The 17,541-nt window shown below is 52.0% G+C and carries 15 protein-coding genes; 5 read left to right on the top strand and 10 right to left on the bottom strand.

Features of this window, described 5'->3' with window-relative positions; all coding sequences use genetic code 11:
• Nucleotides 1-2 precede the first annotated feature (2 nt).
• Genes DQG23_RS22685 through DQG23_RS22675 form a run of 3 tightly spaced genes read right to left on the bottom strand, consistent with a single transcriptional unit; the run spans nucleotide 3 to nucleotide 3,525 of the window.
• Entirely contained in the window at nucleotides 3-1,613 is a 1,611-nt protein-coding gene (locus DQG23_RS22685) for a type 2 periplasmic-binding domain-containing protein (protein WP_113033173.1), read from the bottom strand.
• Between the two features lie 34 nt (nucleotides 1,614-1,647).
• Nucleotides 1,648-2,541: a carbohydrate ABC transporter permease gene (locus DQG23_RS22680; protein ID WP_113033172.1), complete on the bottom strand. Its 894-nt coding sequence runs from the start codon at nucleotides 2,539-2,541 to the stop codon at nucleotides 1,648-1,650.
• A 12-nt stretch (nucleotides 2,542-2,553) separates the two neighbouring features.
• On the bottom strand, nucleotides 2,554-3,525 hold the full coding sequence (locus DQG23_RS22675) for an ABC transporter permease (protein WP_420330251.1): 972 nt from the start codon (nucleotides 3,523-3,525) through the stop codon (nucleotides 2,554-2,556).
• Nucleotides 3,526-3,804: 279 nt separating this feature from the next.
• Here DQG23_RS22675 and DQG23_RS43465 point away from each other — a divergent pair, with 279 nt between their 5' ends.
• Entirely contained in the window at nucleotides 3,805-3,933 is a 129-nt protein-coding gene (locus DQG23_RS43465) for a hypothetical protein (protein WP_272949064.1), read from the top strand.
• On the opposite strand, the gene DQG23_RS22670 is transcribed toward DQG23_RS43465, so the two are convergent.
• Entirely contained in the window at nucleotides 3,930-4,778 is an 849-nt protein-coding gene (locus tag DQG23_RS22670; RefSeq protein ID WP_158560650.1) for a helix-turn-helix domain-containing protein, read from the bottom strand. The genes DQG23_RS43465 and DQG23_RS22670 overlap by 4 nt on opposite strands.
• An 84-nt stretch (nucleotides 4,779-4,862) precedes the next feature.
• On the opposite strand from DQG23_RS22670, the gene DQG23_RS22665 reads away from it, so the two are divergent.
• The 3 genes from DQG23_RS22665 to DQG23_RS22655 all read left to right on the top strand — a co-directional run bounded on the left by DQG23_RS22665 (nucleotide 4,863) and on the right by DQG23_RS22655 (nucleotide 7,798).
• Nucleotides 4,863-5,687 carry a phytanoyl-CoA dioxygenase family protein gene (locus tag DQG23_RS22665; protein WP_113033170.1) on the top strand — a complete coding sequence of 275 codons (825 nt, stop codon included), beginning with the start codon at nucleotides 4,863-4,865 and terminating at the stop codon, nucleotides 5,685-5,687.
• A gap of 1,080 nt (nucleotides 5,688-6,767) precedes the next feature.
• The gene (locus DQG23_RS22660; protein WP_113033169.1) at nucleotides 6,768-7,421 is read left to right on the top strand and encodes an HAD family hydrolase; all 654 of its coding nucleotides are present in this window, start codon (nucleotides 6,768-6,770) and stop codon (nucleotides 7,419-7,421) included.
• A 26-nt stretch (nucleotides 7,422-7,447) separates the two neighbouring features.
• A complete protein-coding gene (locus DQG23_RS22655; RefSeq protein WP_113033168.1) occupies nucleotides 7,448-7,798 on the top strand; it encodes an MmcQ/YjbR family DNA-binding protein in 351 nt (116 codons plus the stop codon).
• A 208-nt stretch (nucleotides 7,799-8,006) separates the two neighbouring features.
• Here DQG23_RS22655 and DQG23_RS22650 read toward each other — a convergent pair whose 3' ends face one another.
• The 5 genes from DQG23_RS22650 to DQG23_RS22630 form a co-directional block, all read right to left on the bottom strand.
• Nucleotides 8,007-9,002, bottom strand: coding sequence for a Gfo/Idh/MocA family protein (locus DQG23_RS22650; protein WP_113033167.1), 996 nt, complete (start codon nucleotides 9,000-9,002; stop codon nucleotides 8,007-8,009).
• A gap of 36 nt (nucleotides 9,003-9,038) precedes the next feature.
• Nucleotides 9,039-10,172: an aminotransferase class V-fold PLP-dependent enzyme gene (locus tag DQG23_RS22645; protein WP_113033166.1), complete on the bottom strand. Its 1,134-nt coding sequence runs from the start codon at nucleotides 10,170-10,172 to the stop codon at nucleotides 9,039-9,041.
• 141 nt (nucleotides 10,173-10,313) lie between these two features.
• A complete protein-coding gene (locus DQG23_RS22640) occupies nucleotides 10,314-11,051 on the bottom strand; it encodes an MBL fold metallo-hydrolase (RefSeq protein ID WP_113033165.1) in 738 nt (245 codons plus the stop codon).
• 195 nt (nucleotides 11,052-11,246) lie between these two features.
• The gene (locus DQG23_RS22635) at nucleotides 11,247-12,416 is read right to left on the bottom strand and encodes a M20 family metallopeptidase (protein WP_113033164.1); all 1,170 of its coding nucleotides are present in this window, start codon (nucleotides 12,414-12,416) and stop codon (nucleotides 11,247-11,249) included.
• Between the two features lie 1,492 nt (nucleotides 12,417-13,908).
• A complete protein-coding gene (locus DQG23_RS22630; RefSeq protein ID WP_113033163.1) occupies nucleotides 13,909-14,604 on the bottom strand; it encodes a GntR family transcriptional regulator in 696 nt (231 codons plus the stop codon).
• Between the two features lie 197 nt (nucleotides 14,605-14,801).
• Between DQG23_RS22630 and DQG23_RS22625 the strand changes: the two genes are divergently transcribed.
• A complete protein-coding gene (locus DQG23_RS22625; protein ID WP_113033162.1) occupies nucleotides 14,802-16,943 on the top strand; it encodes a hypothetical protein in 2,142 nt (713 codons plus the stop codon).
• Nucleotides 16,944-17,114: 171 nt separating this feature from the next.
• On the opposite strand, the gene DQG23_RS22620 is transcribed toward DQG23_RS22625, so the two are convergent.
• Entirely contained in the window at nucleotides 17,115-17,525 is a 411-nt protein-coding gene (locus DQG23_RS22620) for a hypothetical protein (RefSeq protein ID WP_113033161.1), read from the bottom strand.
• Between the last annotated feature and the right edge of the window lie 16 nt (nucleotides 17,526-17,541).

Raw genomic sequence — 17,541 nt, 5'->3', positions numbered from 1 at the left:
GTTTATTTCACTTTATTATACCGCTCGTACGCCGATTTGTAGGCTTTCATATATTTGTCCAAGCCCATTTTGCGGATCGTGTCCACATAGTTGTCCCAAGCGTCGAACGAGGCCTCCCCGCTGGCGAATTTGGTCGTCATTTCCGCGACATAAGTGCCGATATCGACGCTAACGTTCAACTGCTCCAATTCATCCTTGGTAAAATTGAACCCCGGCCATGCTTCCTTGATCAAATCGGGTCTGAATTTCTCCGCCGCTTCCAGTACCTCCGGCCGTCCTTCCGTTCCTTTAAACGTCTTCTGCATGACGATTCCGGGATAATTCGTGCCAGGCCACACGAGATATTGGCCGATCGCCTGGTTGAGGTTGAGCCCTTTCGGGTTTTTCACGATTTCATCAGTAAATTCGTATTCGCCGCTCGCGCCTTTTTTGTAGGTGACGCCTTCAAAGCCCATAAAATACATCAGGTTTCCTTCATCGCCGTAGAAATAATCGATCCACCGCAGCGAAGCTTCCGGATATTTATTTTTGGATGTGACGGCGAACGCGCCGGGCAAAATGACGGACGGAAGAACGGAATTGTACATTTTGATGCCGGTCGGTCCTTTCAGCGCCCCGCTTCCGGTATAACCCGTGCCGTTAAACGCTGCAGCGCCGATGCCGAGGAAAGATCCGACATTGCCTTCTCCCGCCTTCACAACAAACTGTTCGTTCGTCATCGTAAACATGTCTTTATCGAATATGCCTTCCTTATAAAGACGGTTGATGAATTGCAGCATCTCTTTATACCCCGGATCGGCCGGGATGAAGCGCAGCTCGTTCGTTTTCGGATCGACATCCACATACGGATGCAGGTTCCCGCGGTTTCCAAGCCCCCAGGCGCCCAATAACTGCGGAATCACGTGAGATACGCCGCGGAACATAATCGGAATTTCGTCCTGCTTGCCGTTTTTATTCAAATCGGTTTCTTTTACCTTCTTCAAATACTGGTATAATTCCTCCAGCGATTCCGGCGTCTTCAAACCCAATTGATCCAGCCATTCCTGCTTGAACCACAGCTTCTGCCCGGAACGCACGGAAACGAATTCCGGATCGAATATGCCGGGAAGCGAGTAAATATTGCCGTCTTCCGACGTAATCGCCTTCTTGATATCCGGATAACGCTCCATAAGCTTCTTGAAATTCGGCGCGTGTTTCTCGATCAGCTCGTTTAACGGAACGAACACGCCGGCCTCTCCGTACTTGACCAAATCGCCGTATGGGATCGTCGAAGCGTAGAAGATATCCGGATAATCGCCGCCGGCCAGAATAATATTGCGCCGTTCGTCCAAATTCTCGGAGGGCACGAGCGACCAGTCGATATGAATGCCTGTCATTTTCTCGTATTCTTTCCATAACATAAGTCCGTTCCAATCCGAGGAAACCTGCGGCGGCTTTCCGGAAAAAACTTTAAGCGTAATCGGCGATTTCACGATCGGCATGCCGCTGTTCAGCAATTCGTCTTTCCCTGCGGACGGGCTGCTTGAAGGCGCTTCCGTATTTCCCCCGCAAGCTGTCACCGCTGCCGTCGATACCAATAATGCAATGATGGCGATCGATCTTGCTAATTTCATATTGATAACCCCCTTATAAATGCGAATGGATCGGCTAACCTTTGATCGCTCCGATCATCATGCCCTTCACAAAATACTTTTGCAGAAAAGGGTACAGCAGCAGCACCGGCAAATTGGCCACGATGACGACCGCATACTTGATGCTTGCCGCCATGAGCGCTTGCTGTGTAGCCGACTCTTCGCTCATTTGCATCATTTCCTGCGTTTGATTTTGCACGAGAATTTCCCGCAAAATGAGCTGCAGCGGGTATTTGTCCCGGTCGGACAAGTAAATCAGCGCGCTGAAATACGAATTCCAGTGGCCGACGCTGTAAAACAACACCATTACGGCGATAACGGGCATGGAGAGCGGCAGCACGATTTTCATCAGCAGCTGGAAGTTGGAACAGCCGTCGATCACAGCCGCTTCATGAAGCTCGTGAGGCAGCGTATGCTGGAAAAAAGTGCGCATAATAATGATATTCCATACGCCTACCGCATTGGGGATGATCAGCGCCCAGAACGTATTGACCATGCCCAAGCTTTTGATGATCAAATAACTCGGAATCAAGCCCCCGCTGAAATACATCGTGAAAACGAACAGCATCATAAGGGCGTTTCGTCCGGCCAAATCTTTCCGCGACAAAGGGTAAGCTGCGAGTATGGTCATAACCAGGTTGATCGCCGTCCCGATGAGCGTATACAGGATCGTATTACCGTATCCGCGCATGATATCGATGTTTTGGAAAACCCTTTCATACGCTTTCAGTGTAAACCCTTCCGGCCAAAAAAGCATATCCCCATTAATGACCGCCGCCGGATCGCTGATCGAGGCGAACGCTACGAAAACAAGCGGGTATAACACGACGATGACGATGCAGACGAGCAAGAAGAGGTTGACCGCTTCGAACGCTTTGTCCGCTCTAGACTGCTGCGACCAGCTATCCATGTTCCCTCCCCTTTACCATAAACTAGATCCGCTTACCCGTCTGGACAACCGGTTGAACGTCAGCAGCAGCATCATGTTGATGACCGAATTCAACAGCCCCACCGCCGCGGAAAAACTGTACTGTGCGCCTAAAATACCGGTTCTGTAGACGTAAGTGGCGATAATATCGGAGCTCGCCATATTCATCGAATTTTGCATCAGATACACTTTCTCGAATCCGACGCTGAGCAGCGAACCGATATTCAAAATGAACAAAATCATGACGGTCGGCAATATGGCAGGCAGATTGATATGATAAATTCTTCTCAGCCTGGATGCGCCGTCCACTTTGGCCGCTTCGTGCAGCTGCGGATCGACGGAAGATAAAGCCGCCAAATAAATGATCGTCCCCCATCCGGCCTGCTGCCAAACCTCGGACAACACGTAAACGGTTTTGAACCAGGAAGGTTCCGTCATGAAGTAAATCGGCGGGTATTCAAGCCACCGCAGGATGAAACTGACGAGCCCCGTCTTGGGATGCAAAAAAATGAACAACATGCCGACTGTGACGACTGTGGACAAAAAATGGGGAGCGTACGTTACGGTCTGCACCGTTCGTTTGAACATCCTGCTCCGCACTTCGTTGATCATGAGCGCAAGCAGAATCGGCGCCGGAAAAACGAGAGCCAACTGATACAAGCTGATCGAGATCGTGTTCCAAATAATCCGCCAAAAATAATAACTGGAAACGAACCGCTCCAGATGCTTGAAGCCTACCCACGGGCTGCCCCAAACCCCTTTCGGAGCGATGTAATCTTTGAACGCGATCTGCACGCCGTACATCGGCAAGTAATGAAAAATAACGAAATAAGCGATAACCGGAGCAAGCATGAGGTATAACTCCCAGTTGCGGGCAAGCGATTTCCGCCGGCTTGTTTTAAAGCTGCCTGCAGGGGACGGGCGGAGACCGTTCTTCCGCGATTCCGCCGACATGCGCATTGACATCTATGCACCTCCTTTCCCAATTGCGGTCGGTAAGCAATTTTTAGTATGGGAGGGCGACAAACATATGTAAATTTGCAATAATTTTCGCATATGCTTTTTTTTACAATCCGCTTATGGAGGGCCGGCGGCGCTTGAACATTCAACTAGGTTCGGCATCTGACATGTGACCGGGAGCCGGGATCGAATGGAAAAGCGGACAGTGCAAAAAGCCCTGACGACAATGGGGACGATCCCCTTTCATCAAGACTTTTTTTCTTATCCGGCGGATGGTGACTCCGAATGTACGGAAAAGCCGACAGCGTAGATGCCCTGACGGCAATCGGGACGATCCCCTTTCATCAAGGCTTTTCTTCTTATCCGGCGGACGTTCACTCCAAATGTATGGAAAAGCCGGACGGTTACTCCTAATCCTCCGCTAAAGAGTTCCGGCTTCGAAATTCGCTCGGGTTCATCCCGTAGAACGCTTTGAACTGCTTTGTAAAATAAAAAGGATCCTGGAAGCCGACATCCCTTGCGACCTCGCTTACCTGGCGGGAGGTAAAGCGCAGCAGTCGAGCGGCTTGACGCAGGCGAATTTTGTTCAGCGTATCGATGATCGAATCGCCGACCTGCTCCTTGAACATGTGGGCAAGTCGGGACGGAGACAAATTGACGGCTTGTGCAAGCGCCGCCACGGAATGCGACTCGCTCATGCGATGCATCAACGCATGAAGCACCTCCGAAACGCGCGGATCCATCGCCGGCTTCGACGTCTGCCGGTGCTGCTGGTTCACGATCAGCAGGATTTCCTCGACCGCCGTCATCGCCAGCTCGGCAGCGAAGCTTTTCAATTCCCGGCTGTCGTGAATCGCCCGTTCGAAAGCGTTCAGCATACGGCGCCGCGTCTGCTCTTCCCCAACATGCGAATAAATAAGTCCGCCGAAGGTCCGCGGCAGCTGCAAAAGCCCGCTCCAATGCGGCAGCGGCACGACATGCACCCAAACAAAATCCCATATGCCGCCTTCCTGCGTCGCATACAAGTGCGGTGTCCCGGGAGGCAGCATCACGACATCTCCTGCCGAACACGGGCGGATGTCTGTCCCTATTTTGAATACCCCTTCACCCGATATCGTATAAGTGATCAGCCAATCATCCGAGCCCTTGGAACGGCGGGTCCGGTAACCGAACGGCTCGCGGAAGTGATCGGCAAGCAGCCGGCCGCCTCTATGCTCATTCTGATCACGAATAGCAGGATCGTCTAGGAATTCGAACATTTCCACCATTCCTTTCATACACGCGAAGCCGCTACAATGTAAACATCAGAACGTTACCACTATCATATAGGCGGAGGGATTTCAATGTCAAAGCAACACACGCTCGCAACGCTTACGGAAGAACAGAAGCAGCAGTTTGATCGAGACGGATATCTTATAATAAAGGGTTTGTTCAATGAGCGCGAAATCGAAACCATGAAGGAAACGTTTATGAATATGCATGCCCAAGGCTCGATTCCCGGCTGTTTTACTTCCGTACCGCTGGAAGAGTCGAACGGCGATATGCTTAAAGTATACCCGCGAATGATGCATCCGCATCGCGTCAGCGAAACGGCTAAGGGGTATATGATTCATCCTCAGGTTATGGATGTGCTTGCAGACTTGTTCGAGGAAGAAGCATATGCCGCGCAAAGCATGTTTTACTTCAAACCTCCGGGCGCTCGCGGCCAGGCGCTTCATCAGGACAACTTTTACTTGAAGGTCGAGCCGGGCACCTGTATCGCCGCATGGACGGCTGTAGATCCTTCCGACGAGGAAAACGGCGGCATCATGCTCGTACCGCGCACGAACACGATCTCGATCGAATGCCCGCACCAAGCCGACCCCGCCGTATCCTTTTCCAAGGAAGAGGTCAACGTGCCGGAAGGTATGCAGGTCGTGGCAACCAAGCTCGAAGCCGGAGACGTATTGTTTTTTAATGGCAGCATCATTCACGGCTCGTATCCGAATCAATCCTCAGACCGGTTCCGCCGCTCGTTCATCTGCCACTATACCGGCGTATCGACCGACAAGATCGGAAGATATTACAACCCGCTTTATACGCGTGACGGAGAAGCGGTCGACATGACCTGGAACGAAGAAGCAGGCCCGTGCGGGAACGAATTCCCCGAAGCGATGGGACCGCACTAATCGATGGGTAAACGGCCGGAGCTTTATAAGGGCAGGCGAGTTTACTCGGGATATCAAAGAAATCGGCAGAAATAGTCGCTGAAAACTTAATGCTTACCGCCTGCTCTTGTCGGCAGCTGCCGTTGGAACGACACAAATCCTCCTCTGAAAATAGCTCGTTACGAGCGGCGGCGCAAGTGATTTTCATGCAACATAGCGCCGCGCAGCGGCGGGGAGACTACAGTAGAAAATACGACGCGGAAGCTTGAGCAATCAAGCTTCTTTTTTTACTTGGCAGGAATGTTCGTTAGAAGTTGCTAGTACAGCATCAGAGCTAAAACTGTGCTATGACAGAGGTCTGATCCCGGCACGCAAACGTTTCGTTCCTACAGTATTAAATCTGATGCTGTACTCGTACACGATCTATCTGAAAATTGCTGATTGCTTCAGCTAATTGTAAATGGCCAGTTCGAGACTGAACGGGAACCAGTCCCCTACACACACCCATGTACCGAAACTTCACTGTTTCCCGCCGAATCCCCATGTTCAGACCAGATAATGAGGATAAGTTTACTATTCGTGAGGTAAACTTCACTGTTTCCCGCCGAAACCCCGTGTTCAGGTTGATAATGAGGCAAAGGCAACTAATAGTGAGGCAAACGATATTGATAGTGCCGGTTGCCTCACTAACGGGCCAAAACGAGCATTTTACCTGTTGAATAATGAGGGCAGCCTCATGAACAATAAGGTTTTCACCACTAATCGCACGGTCCATACAAAATATTACGATATCCTGTTCGCTTTCGCGATCATGCCTTCAACAATCCCGAGTATGTTATCCTCTAAAAAATCCAAGGCTTGCTGCCCTGCTCGACTTGTCTTGAAAAATCCGCAAACAAGCCGAAAATTTGTATACGGCACAGTTGCGCTTATACCTTGGACTTGATGCGAACAACGTACTGATGATGTGAACCGAACTGGCCCCGTATCCAACATATGGTATACTTAAATAGAATCAGTATCCTCATGCTCATGCTCATGTTCTCGGATGTTATCCGGGAATATCGTTACAATTAACAAAGGTCCGGGTAAGGAGCGCTTATGACGCAAAAATACCGAATCAAAGGCATTATTTTCGATATGGACAACACGCTGCTGCATTCGAAAATCGATTTCCCGGCGATGAAGCTGGACGTAAGCCGTCATTTGCAAGCGGCCGGCGTCATTCCAGCGAATTTTCCGGTTGCGGAGCATACGACCTCCACCTTGCTTGAGACCGCCAAAAATGCCGGAGTCAGCGAACATTTTTACGAGGAACTGCTTGCGGTCGCCGCCAAGCACGAGCTTGCCGGAATGGAAGGAGCGGGGCTCGAGCCGGGGGCGGCCGAGCTGCTGCATCAACTACACGGTCGCTTCGTACTGGCGGTCGTTACGAACAATGCTTTGCCGGCGGCACGAAAAGCGCTCGAGGAAACGGGTATTATCCATTACTTCGACCTTCTTGTGGCCAGGGATCATATGACCTCCCTTAAGCCTTCACCCTCCGGGTTTCTGTATGTCATCAAGCAATTTCCGCATATCGCGGGCAACGAGTGGCTCTCGGTAGGGGATTCGTGGATCGACGGCAAAGCCTCGATGGAAGCCGGCATTCCTTTTATCGGCTACAGAACCTCTCAAACTATTATGGAGCAAAGAGGCGTAGTCCCGATCGGCACAATGGAAAAGATAGAGGATCTGCTCCTCTATCTTGAATAGGCTGGAGCGCCAAGGAGGTAATCGTTATGGAACGCCATGAGCAGTATCTCGAAACGGTTCGCCGCATTGCCGGAGCGCTGCCTTACGTAGAAGAGGGTATTTCTTACGGAACCCCTTCGTTCAAGGTGAAAGGCAAATTTTTTGCACGGCTGCGCGAAGACGGTGAAACGCTCGTCCTGAAGTTAGACTTCGAAACGCGCGAATTCCTCCTGCTTGCCGATCCGAATGTTTACTTCATTACGGATCACTACCTCAACTACCCGGCGATCCTCGTCCGCCTGCCGCTTGTCGGCCCTGATGAGCTCCGTGAGCAATTTATCCATGCTTGGCGCTGCAATGCCCCCAAAAAGGTGTTGGCCGAATACGGCGCAAAGTAAACTCCGCTTGCATGTCAGTCCAGCATGCTGGCAAGCCGGTACCATAAACCTCGATGGCCATCTCGTAAATTTTCTACCATATGCGCTTTTCAACCCATAAAAACATACGACCGCAACCCTATCCGCCAAAACGCCGCACCAAGTCCGCCTATGCCAAAGGGCCGTCCCCAGGTTCCAAACCTGAAGGACAGCCCTCGTTCATGCGCGATTATAAAAGAATTTCCTGCCCGCTTTCGAACGACTTCACGATCGCTTCCGCAACTTCGATGCCGTGTACGGCATCTGCGAACGACGTATAGGTCGGAGCGTTTCCGCTCGCTACGCAGTTGCAAATATAGCTAAGCTGGTCGCGAAGCGCGCCCGTCGAGCTTGCTTGGAACGCCTGGTGAATAAAATAGTCGGGCGATTTTCTTCCCGTCGCGTCCCAGAGCTGCAGGTTGGAGCCGCTGTTCTCGAACTGCGCCGTACCGTAAGTTCCGATGATTTCAACGGCGTCGTTCATGACAATGCCCGCTTCGTCAGGCGTCATCCAGTTGCTGTGCAGGGTCGCGATAACCCCATTCGCAAACTCAAGACTCGTCCACAAAATATCCGGCACCGTCGTGTCATTCACTTTTTTGCCGTATGATTTGACCTTCGTTACCCTGCTGCCGGCATACCAGATGGCAATATCCAGATCATGAACGGTCAGTTCGAACACCGTATGAATTCGTTTATATGTGGTAAACATCGCTTTCGTCCGTCCGCGCTTAAAAAACATACTGTGCGGCGTCCCGATCCGTTCCGATTGGATCGCCTGATAAATCTCCGCATAACGAGGTTCGAACCGCAGCAGATGGCCCGGGAAAATGAATTTGCCGTTCCGTTCCGCCGCTTCCTTCATCCCCTCCGCCTCGCTCAGCTTCGTGGAGACCGGCTTTTCTACGAGAACATGCTTGCCTGAATCCAGCGCCCGAACCGCCGGCTCGAAATGGTTGTTCTCGAAGGTAGCGATATTGACAAGCTGAATATCGTCGCGTGCAAGCATCTCTGCGCTGTCGGTATAAGCATGCGGCACGCCGAAACGTTCCGCCAGACTCCGTACGCGTTCTCCGTTCATATCGCAAAGCGCGACCACTTCAACTTGCGGCATTGTGGCATACGCTTCCAAATGACAGCTTCCCCAGCTGCCCAATCCGATAATGCCTACTTTTACTTTCCCCATTTTTCTCTCCACTCCTCTTGTATCATGTAATATGGTTTAACGGAACGACCCGGCATGATCGGAGAGCGTCTCCAGAAGCCTGTCGATATCCGCCGAATCGTTATAACCGTGAATCGAGGCCCGGAATCTGCCGTCGCCGCCCCAAACGAGGACTCCTTGCTGGCGCAGCACGTCGGCAAGCTCGCCGCCGCGTTCGAACGAAATCGCGATGTTTCCCGCCCGCTTCTCAGGTGCTTCAGGCGTCATGACCTGGTAACCGCGTCCGGCAAGCTCGCGTATCAATCCGCCGCCAAGCTCCAAAATATGTTTTTCGATCCGGTCGATCCCCGTCTCCAGCAAAAGCCCTGTCGAGCAATTCATCGCATAAATGGAAGGGTAGCTCGGATAGCCAACCTCGAACTTACGCGCATCCTCCAGAAACGCATAATCCTGGAATCGGCGGTCGTGAAAAATTTCCTTCACACTTCGCCAGCCGACCGAATGAGGAACCAGCTGCTCCGCCCTCGCCGGATTGATTCCGAGAATGCCCAATCCGTGAACGGCAAGCAGCCATTTATACGAGCTGCATACGACAAAATCGGCATAATTCATATCTACGGACACGGCGCCCAACGACTGGGTAATATCCAGCAGAAACAGCGTATCCGTCTTATTCAGCTTCTCGTAGAGCGCCTTATAGTCGAATCTCGCGCCCGACAAGTAGCTGACGTGGCTCGCCATCACCAGTCTTGTGTTCGAATCGACAAGCTCCATCATAGCGTCGGGCGACACATCCCAGTTCTCGTGATCGACGATCCGCACCTCGACTCCGTTCTGCTGCAACTGCAGCACAGGCATGACCCCGGACGGGTACTCGAGCGTATTGATGACGACGTTGTCGCCTTTCTTCAATTCGAGCGCATGCACAACCGCCGTGATGCATTCGGAAGCGTTGGAAAGCAGCCCGATATCCTGCTCCCTGCCGTTTAGAAGCTTTGCAAGATTGCGTCTTAAGCTCTGCTCCTGAAGCGTGTGCAGTTCCCTGCCCTCCGGCCCTTTGCCGCGGTTCAGCATGTATTCGTTCACCGCTTCGATACACCGGACATGAGGAGGCGTTTCCGCTCCGCTGAATAACCATGTATATTTGTCCAAACCTACGAATGACTTTTTATCGAGCAGCGCATTTGTCATAGTCCTACTCCCCTCTCAACATATTCCCCCAAAGTAAAGGTTTTCTACGCAGCGTATTCCGAGTGCTTTTAGGGAGCCCCCGTTTACCCGCAGGAATCGCCTTGCATAATTACCCAGACAAAAATTGACTAACAGCACCGCTTACAGGTTCGGCGGAATGTCCAGCCGCTTGAAGGCGGCGTCCGCCAGCTCGATATGCCGCCATGCCTCGGAAAGCAAAAACGGCCCATGTCCCGAAAACAGCCGGTCGAAACGGCGGCGGCTCAGTTTATCGAGGCTGTCGGCATATTCCCCGATAAAGCAGTCCCATATGTTCTGTATAACGACCTTGCCTCCGGCGAATACGACGTCTCCGGCAAAAAGCGTCCGCACCCCGTCATGCTCGAGGACAAAGCTCACGTGACCGCGGCTGTGTCCCGGCGTTTCCAGCACTTCAAGCTCCAGCTCGCCGACGGAAATCCGATCCCCTTCGCTTACGCTTCGGGCAACCGGACAAGGCGGGTAATGGTAGTCCTCAGGATATACGCCGGCGGCAATCGCCGCTCCGATGCTCGTTTTTTCCTTGTCGCCCCGCTCCAGCCACGGCGTCGCTTCCGTGGACGCGATTACCTCCAAGCCGTATTCCTTGTGGAAAAAATAAGCGCCTCCCCCGTGATCGCCATGGACATGTGTCAAGAGGAGCTTTTTTACCTTGGTCATATCGAAGCCGTTCCGCTCGATATTGGCGACGATTTGATCCGGCGCGAGCCCGCTTCCGGCATCGATCAGCGCCAGCTCGCTCCCTCCATCCAGCAAATATACGTTGCAGTCCAGACGGTGAGTCATTTCGTGGCCGTGTTTGCCGCTTCCTACTAAAAATATACGTTCGCTAATCCGCATTATCCGTTCTCCTTTCCCGCAATTCGATTGGTTTAGGTTGTGCTATCCACGCAGCCGGTTTGTCTCCGCAACAGCAAAGTCATTTTTGACTACTGCAGCATGAGATTGTGTTACGCGCATCCGGTTCATGAAATTTCATGCACGCCGTGTGCGGCAAGACGATATTGCCGGCCAGCCGGCCACCTTCCGGATCAGCTATTGACGGCTGCCGAATAGTAAGGCTAACTGCAAGTAATATTCCGCAGCCTGCTCGACCTCGCGCACCGGTACCCATTCTTCCCGCGAATGAGCTTGCGCGATCGAGCCCGGCCCGTATACGATCGTCGGGATGCCCCTGCGCTGCAGCTTGCTGGCGTCGCTCGAATACGGCACGCCTGTCAATTGCTCGTTCAGTCCGAGCGTCCGGGCGGCCTGCTGCGCCCAAGGCACGATCGGCGAATCATAAGGCGTATTCAAAGCCCAATCGAGGAGAAGCTCCCCAATCGTAAACTTGATTCCTTTACCCTCCGCGTATGCATGCAATCTGGCCGTAAACTCGGCGAGCACCTCGTCGGGATTCTCCCCCGGAATGATTCTCCGGTCGATCTCTATCGTGCATGTTTCCGGCACGATATTGATTTGCGTTCCGCCATGAATCGTTCCGACTACGATGGTCGGCGACCCGCAAAGCGGATGCTGCCGCTGCGTAAGCTCCGGCTCGATTTTCTCGCGGATGAAGCTCAGCACCTCCATCATCTGGTAGACGGCGCTGTTCCCTTCATGCGGCATCGAGCTGTGGGCGGCTTTACCGTGAGTTTGTACCGTAAACCGGGCGCAGCCCTTATGGGCGACGACAATGCCCATTTCCGTCGGCTCTCCGACTACGGCGCCGTCAATCTTCATGTCGAGGGCCATAAATGCGCGCAGCCCGTGATATTCGTGCTCTTCGTCTACGGAAGCGCATAGGACGATGTCCGCGGACAGCCGCTCCGGGTTCAAAGCGCATTGCTCCAGCGTATAGATCATGCCGGCCAGCGTCCCTTTCGTATCGCATGCGCCTCGGCCGTACAGCTTTCCATCCTGATAACGCGGCACAAGCGGATCGATCATGGAGCCAAGCGACACGGTATCCATATGCGCCTCGAAAAGCAGCGTCGGCACGTCCCTTCCGGTGCGAAGCTCGATAATCAGGTTATCCCTGCCCGGAAACACCTGTTGTCTGCGAACCGGCAAACCTGCCGCTATCATTCGCCGCTCGATGTAATCCGCGACTCCATTTTCCCCTTGCGCGCTGGCGTCAAAATGCGGGTTAACGCTTTCAATCCGAATCAAATCTTCCAAAATAGCAACGGCGGGATGTTTGACCGTTCCGGCATCCGCTGACATGATAGCCTCTCCTTTACTTGCTGTGCATACTCCCAGCCTTTTGGGAATAATATATTATATATAATATATATTAGTCAACAATATTTTTCATTCCTCTTTTCTCTATCGAGAACGGGAAAAGGCAATATTCCCTGTTGGAAGCTCGTGCGAATTCAAGGATAAACGGCTTCGCCGTCCTTTTAGGGACAAGCGCGTTTACCGAGATTTAGAGCCGCTTCTACGATTTATTTTCTGATAAATTGAAGGATAAACTCTTACCGGCTTCTTTGTCGCTCGCGTGTAACGAGGTTTTCTCCTCTGCCAATATAGATTAGGGTGACCGCTCACGACCTAATGTTTGCTGCCCACACTTGTCATGAGAGAAACACACAATCAGAGGTTCGTATGAGGCACAACAGTACCTTGACTACATATGATTTAAGGTTTGCTGCCCGGCTTTTCGTAAATAGCTCGCAGTTAAACAGCAGATTCGTATGAAACGCTGCTGTGTCTGTACCTTGAATTTGATGTGGTCAATCTACTAGTACCGCAACCGCACATTAAATGTATAGGGACTGTCCCAATAGGGTCGTTCCAATTGAGTCATTCCCAAACGACGTGCAAAGATGCCTCCAAAACCACTATTATAGTGGGGATCGAAGCGTCTTTTTCATGCAATGTTCATACCGATGTGGGAGATTCAAAGTTCAACATTGACTTTTGGGACAGTCCATCAAATTCAAGGTACAAACGTTAATGTGCTGCATATAAACCCGAGGTTTACTGCGGCTCTTTCATGACAAGTGAACCTTGGATCATATGCGGTCAGCCTACTAGTGAAGGAAACCTCACTGTTAATGAGGCTATCCTTACTATTCCACCGGTAAATGCCTCGTTTTCGTCCGTTAGTGAGGCAACCACCACTATCAATTTCGTTTGCCTCACTAATAATTGCCTTTTCCTCATTATCAGCCTGAACACGGGGTTTCGGCGGGAAACAGTGAAGTTTGCCTTACTAATAATAAACTTTGCCTCATTATCTCGTCTGAACATGGGGGTCGGCGGGAAACAGTGAAGTTTGCCTTACTAATAATAAACTTTACCTCATTATCTCGCCGCAACGCGGCTTTCCGGCAAGCAACAATTGCGGTTGCCTCACAAATAATAAACTTTGCCTCATTACCTCAACGCAACACGTCTTTCAGGCAAGCAATAGTTGCGGTTGCGGTCGCAGTTGAGTTGCAGTTGCAGTTGCAGTTGCAGTTGCAGTTGAGTCGCAGTGGCGTTTGCCATGCTAGTCATTACCTTTTCTCACGTTTGCTAGAAACACGGGGGTAGCGGGCGAGAATTCGAGCTCTTGCAGCCGTCAAAGCGGTGATCGAAACGGGACATCCTATTTTTAACCGCAGCCACCTGCAAGAAATACAAAAAAGCCGCCAAAAGGCAGCTCCGCATGAAAACACGGGAAGCATCACCGGCAACCGGATCGTCTCCCCTCTTCCCCATATTCCGTCTAAAACCAATTTTTCTCCTCGAGCTCGTCGCCCTCCGCATCGAGACCGTTCAATTCGACAAAGTCGCGGTAGGAGCGATAAATATGTTTGCGCATCGTCAGCTCCGCCTCATCCGGTTCTCTCCGCTTCAGCGCTTCGATCAGTTCTCCGTGCTGGAGCACCTCGTTTTGCTTCGTTTTCTTCGTGCCGAGCATCCGATTGACGAGCAGAATTTGGAACGAGATCGATTGATAAGTCGCAATAAGCCTGCTGTGTCTCGACAAGATCATAATCGTTTCGTGAATATGAAGAGAATCGTCTATCAAATACTCGACAGATTCGTCCATCAGCTTATCCTTCATTTTATTGTAAAAGCGCTCAATCTCTTCAATTTCCTCATCCGAAGCATTCTGCACAGCCAGACGGATAGCCAGACCTTCAAGCATCGAACGGATGGAATAAATTTCAAATACATCTTTCTTGTCAAGCGTGCATACCATAGGGCCTTTATTCGGAACGACCGTTATAATTCCTTCGCCCTGCAGCCTGCGAATGGCTTCTCGTACCGGCGTCTGGCTGATGCCTAGCTCTTGGGCCAGCTTCGTTTCGACGATGCGATCCCCCGGATTCAACTGACCGCTTGCTATTTGTTGTTTAATATACAGAATCAAATCCTCGCTAATGCTTTGTCTTGGCGGAAAAACAGGCTTATTCATCAATTCACCACTAACTCCTTTAATGTCATACTTGGACCAACGTCGTCATAAACTATTTCCGGTCATATAGTCTATATAATCCATTATAACGGATTTAAATCCATTACTCCAAATTTGTATTGTTTTTATCCGGGTTCCAGTAATATAATATATATTATATATAATATAAAATTGCTTGTATAGGAGGATTATTTCCTGTGAGTGAAAAAAAATACGAGTTTCGCAAAAGGCTCGAAGTTGTCCATAAACCCGACCGCCGAAATCCCGACGTAAGCGCTGCCGCGAACGAAACGGAGCTAAACGACGAATGGCGTATCGTCATCGCCAAGGATGCCGGCGCCCTGATGCTGAATGTCGCCAAAGATTTGCAGGACTACTTGCTTGTCAGCATGCAGGTTTCCGTCCCTGTACGCAGAGTCGAGGATGTGGCTCAAGTCGCTTCGTCTGAGAATAACGTCATCGTACTCGCCGACAGGACGCGGCTTCCCGAGCTCGGCGAAAGCCTGACCGAGCCGCGAAGCTACCGGATCGTCGCGGAAGAAAACCGTATCGCGGTATGCGGCTTCGATGACCGCGGCGTCGGCCAAGGTAGCTACTTTCTTGAGGATTTGATGAACCTGAAGGAGGCTCCGATCGTCAGCCGGCAGGATGTGACGAGGACTCCGCTATTTTCGCCTCGAATGGTTCATTCCGGTTGGGGACTCGATCATTATCCCGATTCCCATCTGAATGCCATGGCGCATGCAGGGATCGATTCAATCCTTCTTTTCGTCAAAGATGTCAACGAGACGCCGGACGGATTCATCGACTTCAATTATTTGATCGACCGGGCGGAACTTTACGGGCTTGATGTGTATGCCTACAGCTACATAACGAGCCGCAAACATCCCGACGCCCCGGATGCCGAAGAATATTACGACGGCACCTACGGTGCGCTGTTCAAAGCGTGCCCGCGCCTTAAAGGCGTCATCTTCGTCGGCGAATCTTGCGAATTTCCGAGCCACGACCCCAATACGACGGGCATGCTGCGGCTCGAATGGCCCAAGGATAAGCCGCAGACGAAGGTCAGCCCGGGCTGGTGGCCGTGCGTCGACTTCCCGCAGTGGCTGAACATGATCAAGAAGGTCATTCACAAGCATAACGATAAAGCGGATATCGTATTCTGGACCTACAACTGGGGCTGGGCGCCGGAGGAGGACCGTCTGAAGCTGATTCGCGCTTTGCCGGAGGGCATAACGTTGCAGGTGACGTTTGAAATGTTCGAGCAGATCAAGCATGAGCATATCACAAGCGTTTGCGTCGATTATACGGTATCGTTCGAAGGTCCGGGCCGGTATTTTTCAAGCGAGGCCGAAGTCGCCCATGAACGCGGCATCAAGCTGTACACGATGTGTAATACCGGCGGATTGACTTGGGATATCGGCGTCATTCCCTATGAGCCCGTACCTTTTCAATGGGCGAAGAGACATGCCGCCCTGCTTAAAGCGCGCGAAGACTGGGGCTTGTCCGGCCTGATGGAATCCCATCATTTCGGCTGGTGGCCTTCGTTCCTTAACGATTTGACCAAAACGGCCTACTGGAGCGCCCCGGCTCCCGCCGAGGATATTTTCGCGGCGGTCGCAAAGCGCGATTTCAGCGCGGAAGCCGTCCCTTACGTGCTGGAAGCTTGGCGCCATTGGAGCGATGGCATAAGCCATTACATCCCGACTAATGAAGACCAGTACGGTCCTTTCCGGATCGGTCCGTCGTACCCGCTTATTTTCCAAAGAGGCGTACAAATTCCGGCATCGAAGCATGCGATGTTCGGCAATGAGATCATCGTCGCGGATTACCGGCCGCACGAAGGCGCTCGCCAGTCGCTCGGCGCTTCGCGCATCGACGTCGAATTGCGCAGTCTCGAGCGCATGCTCGAGCTTTGGCAGTTGGGCAATGAAAGCCTGAATCAGGCGCTGACGCTGACGCCTGAAGCGAAGCTCTCCGAAGGCAAGCTGATGCTTGGCTTGAATGAATTTATCGCCTTGACGATCCGCACCGTCATTCACGCCAAACAGTGGTGGAAGCTGAAGCAGCGCTTGTTCATCGAGGGCGACCCGCTGAAGGCGGCGGCACTTCTTGACGAGCTGGAAGCCGTTGCGAAGGCGGAGCTGGCCAATGCCGAAGCGGCCATACCGCTGACCGAAGCCGATTCAAGGCTCGGCTGGGAGCCAAGCATGGATTATATGACCGATCCCGAGCATTTGCAATGGAAAATCGCTCAAATCCGCAGCCTGCTCGACAGCGAGCTGCCGACATACCGGAAAAGCTTGGCCTTGACGGAAAGCGGTCAAAGCGCGCAATAATTTCAATTCATTTGGTCAAGGTAAATGGCTTCGTTGTCCTAAACGCTTTCGAAGAAAGCGACTTCGTAAGCATATGCTTAGGGACTTGCGCGTTTACCGAGGTTTAGGATAAACCAAAAAAACCAAAGCCCGACGCCTCCGTCAGGAAGTCGGGCTTTGCGCTTTTACGGCTTAACGCAAATAATGCACCGAGAAGGAAGGCAATGCAGCCGTCCTGTCCGCAACAACCGCTCCCTCGCCACTATTTTGAAAAGTCTGGGCTTTCTGCGAAGAGCTTGCGCTTTCCGTCCTTTTAGCCGCAGCATTCATCAAATAACGGGCGGCATACGGGCCGGCGATAAACAGTAAGGCTGTCGACACCCCTCCTTGCAAAAAAACGCGTCGGGCAATCGGACGCGACTCCATTGCGTCGATGGCGCCATTTAATAGTGAGGGCTTCCCTTCGCCGACTTCCCCGGCTCCCCCGGCCATCGAAGCCATTGGGACACCCGTGAGGATCGGCCTGCCCTCCGACAATCCGCTCTCCCGCTTAAGGCCTATTTCGGCTTTCGATCCCAAATGCGTTGCGTCGTCTCGTTTCATACCGGCTTCAATCCCT

It is taken from the genome of Paenibacillus contaminans, assembly GCF_003285015.1.
In the GTDB taxonomy this organism is placed as follows: Bacteria; Bacillota; Bacilli; order Paenibacillales; family NBRC-103111; genus Paenibacillus_V; species Paenibacillus_V contaminans.
The sequence above is the reverse complement of the archived record's forward strand: the minus strand, read 5'-3'. Positions and strand labels throughout refer to the sequence as shown.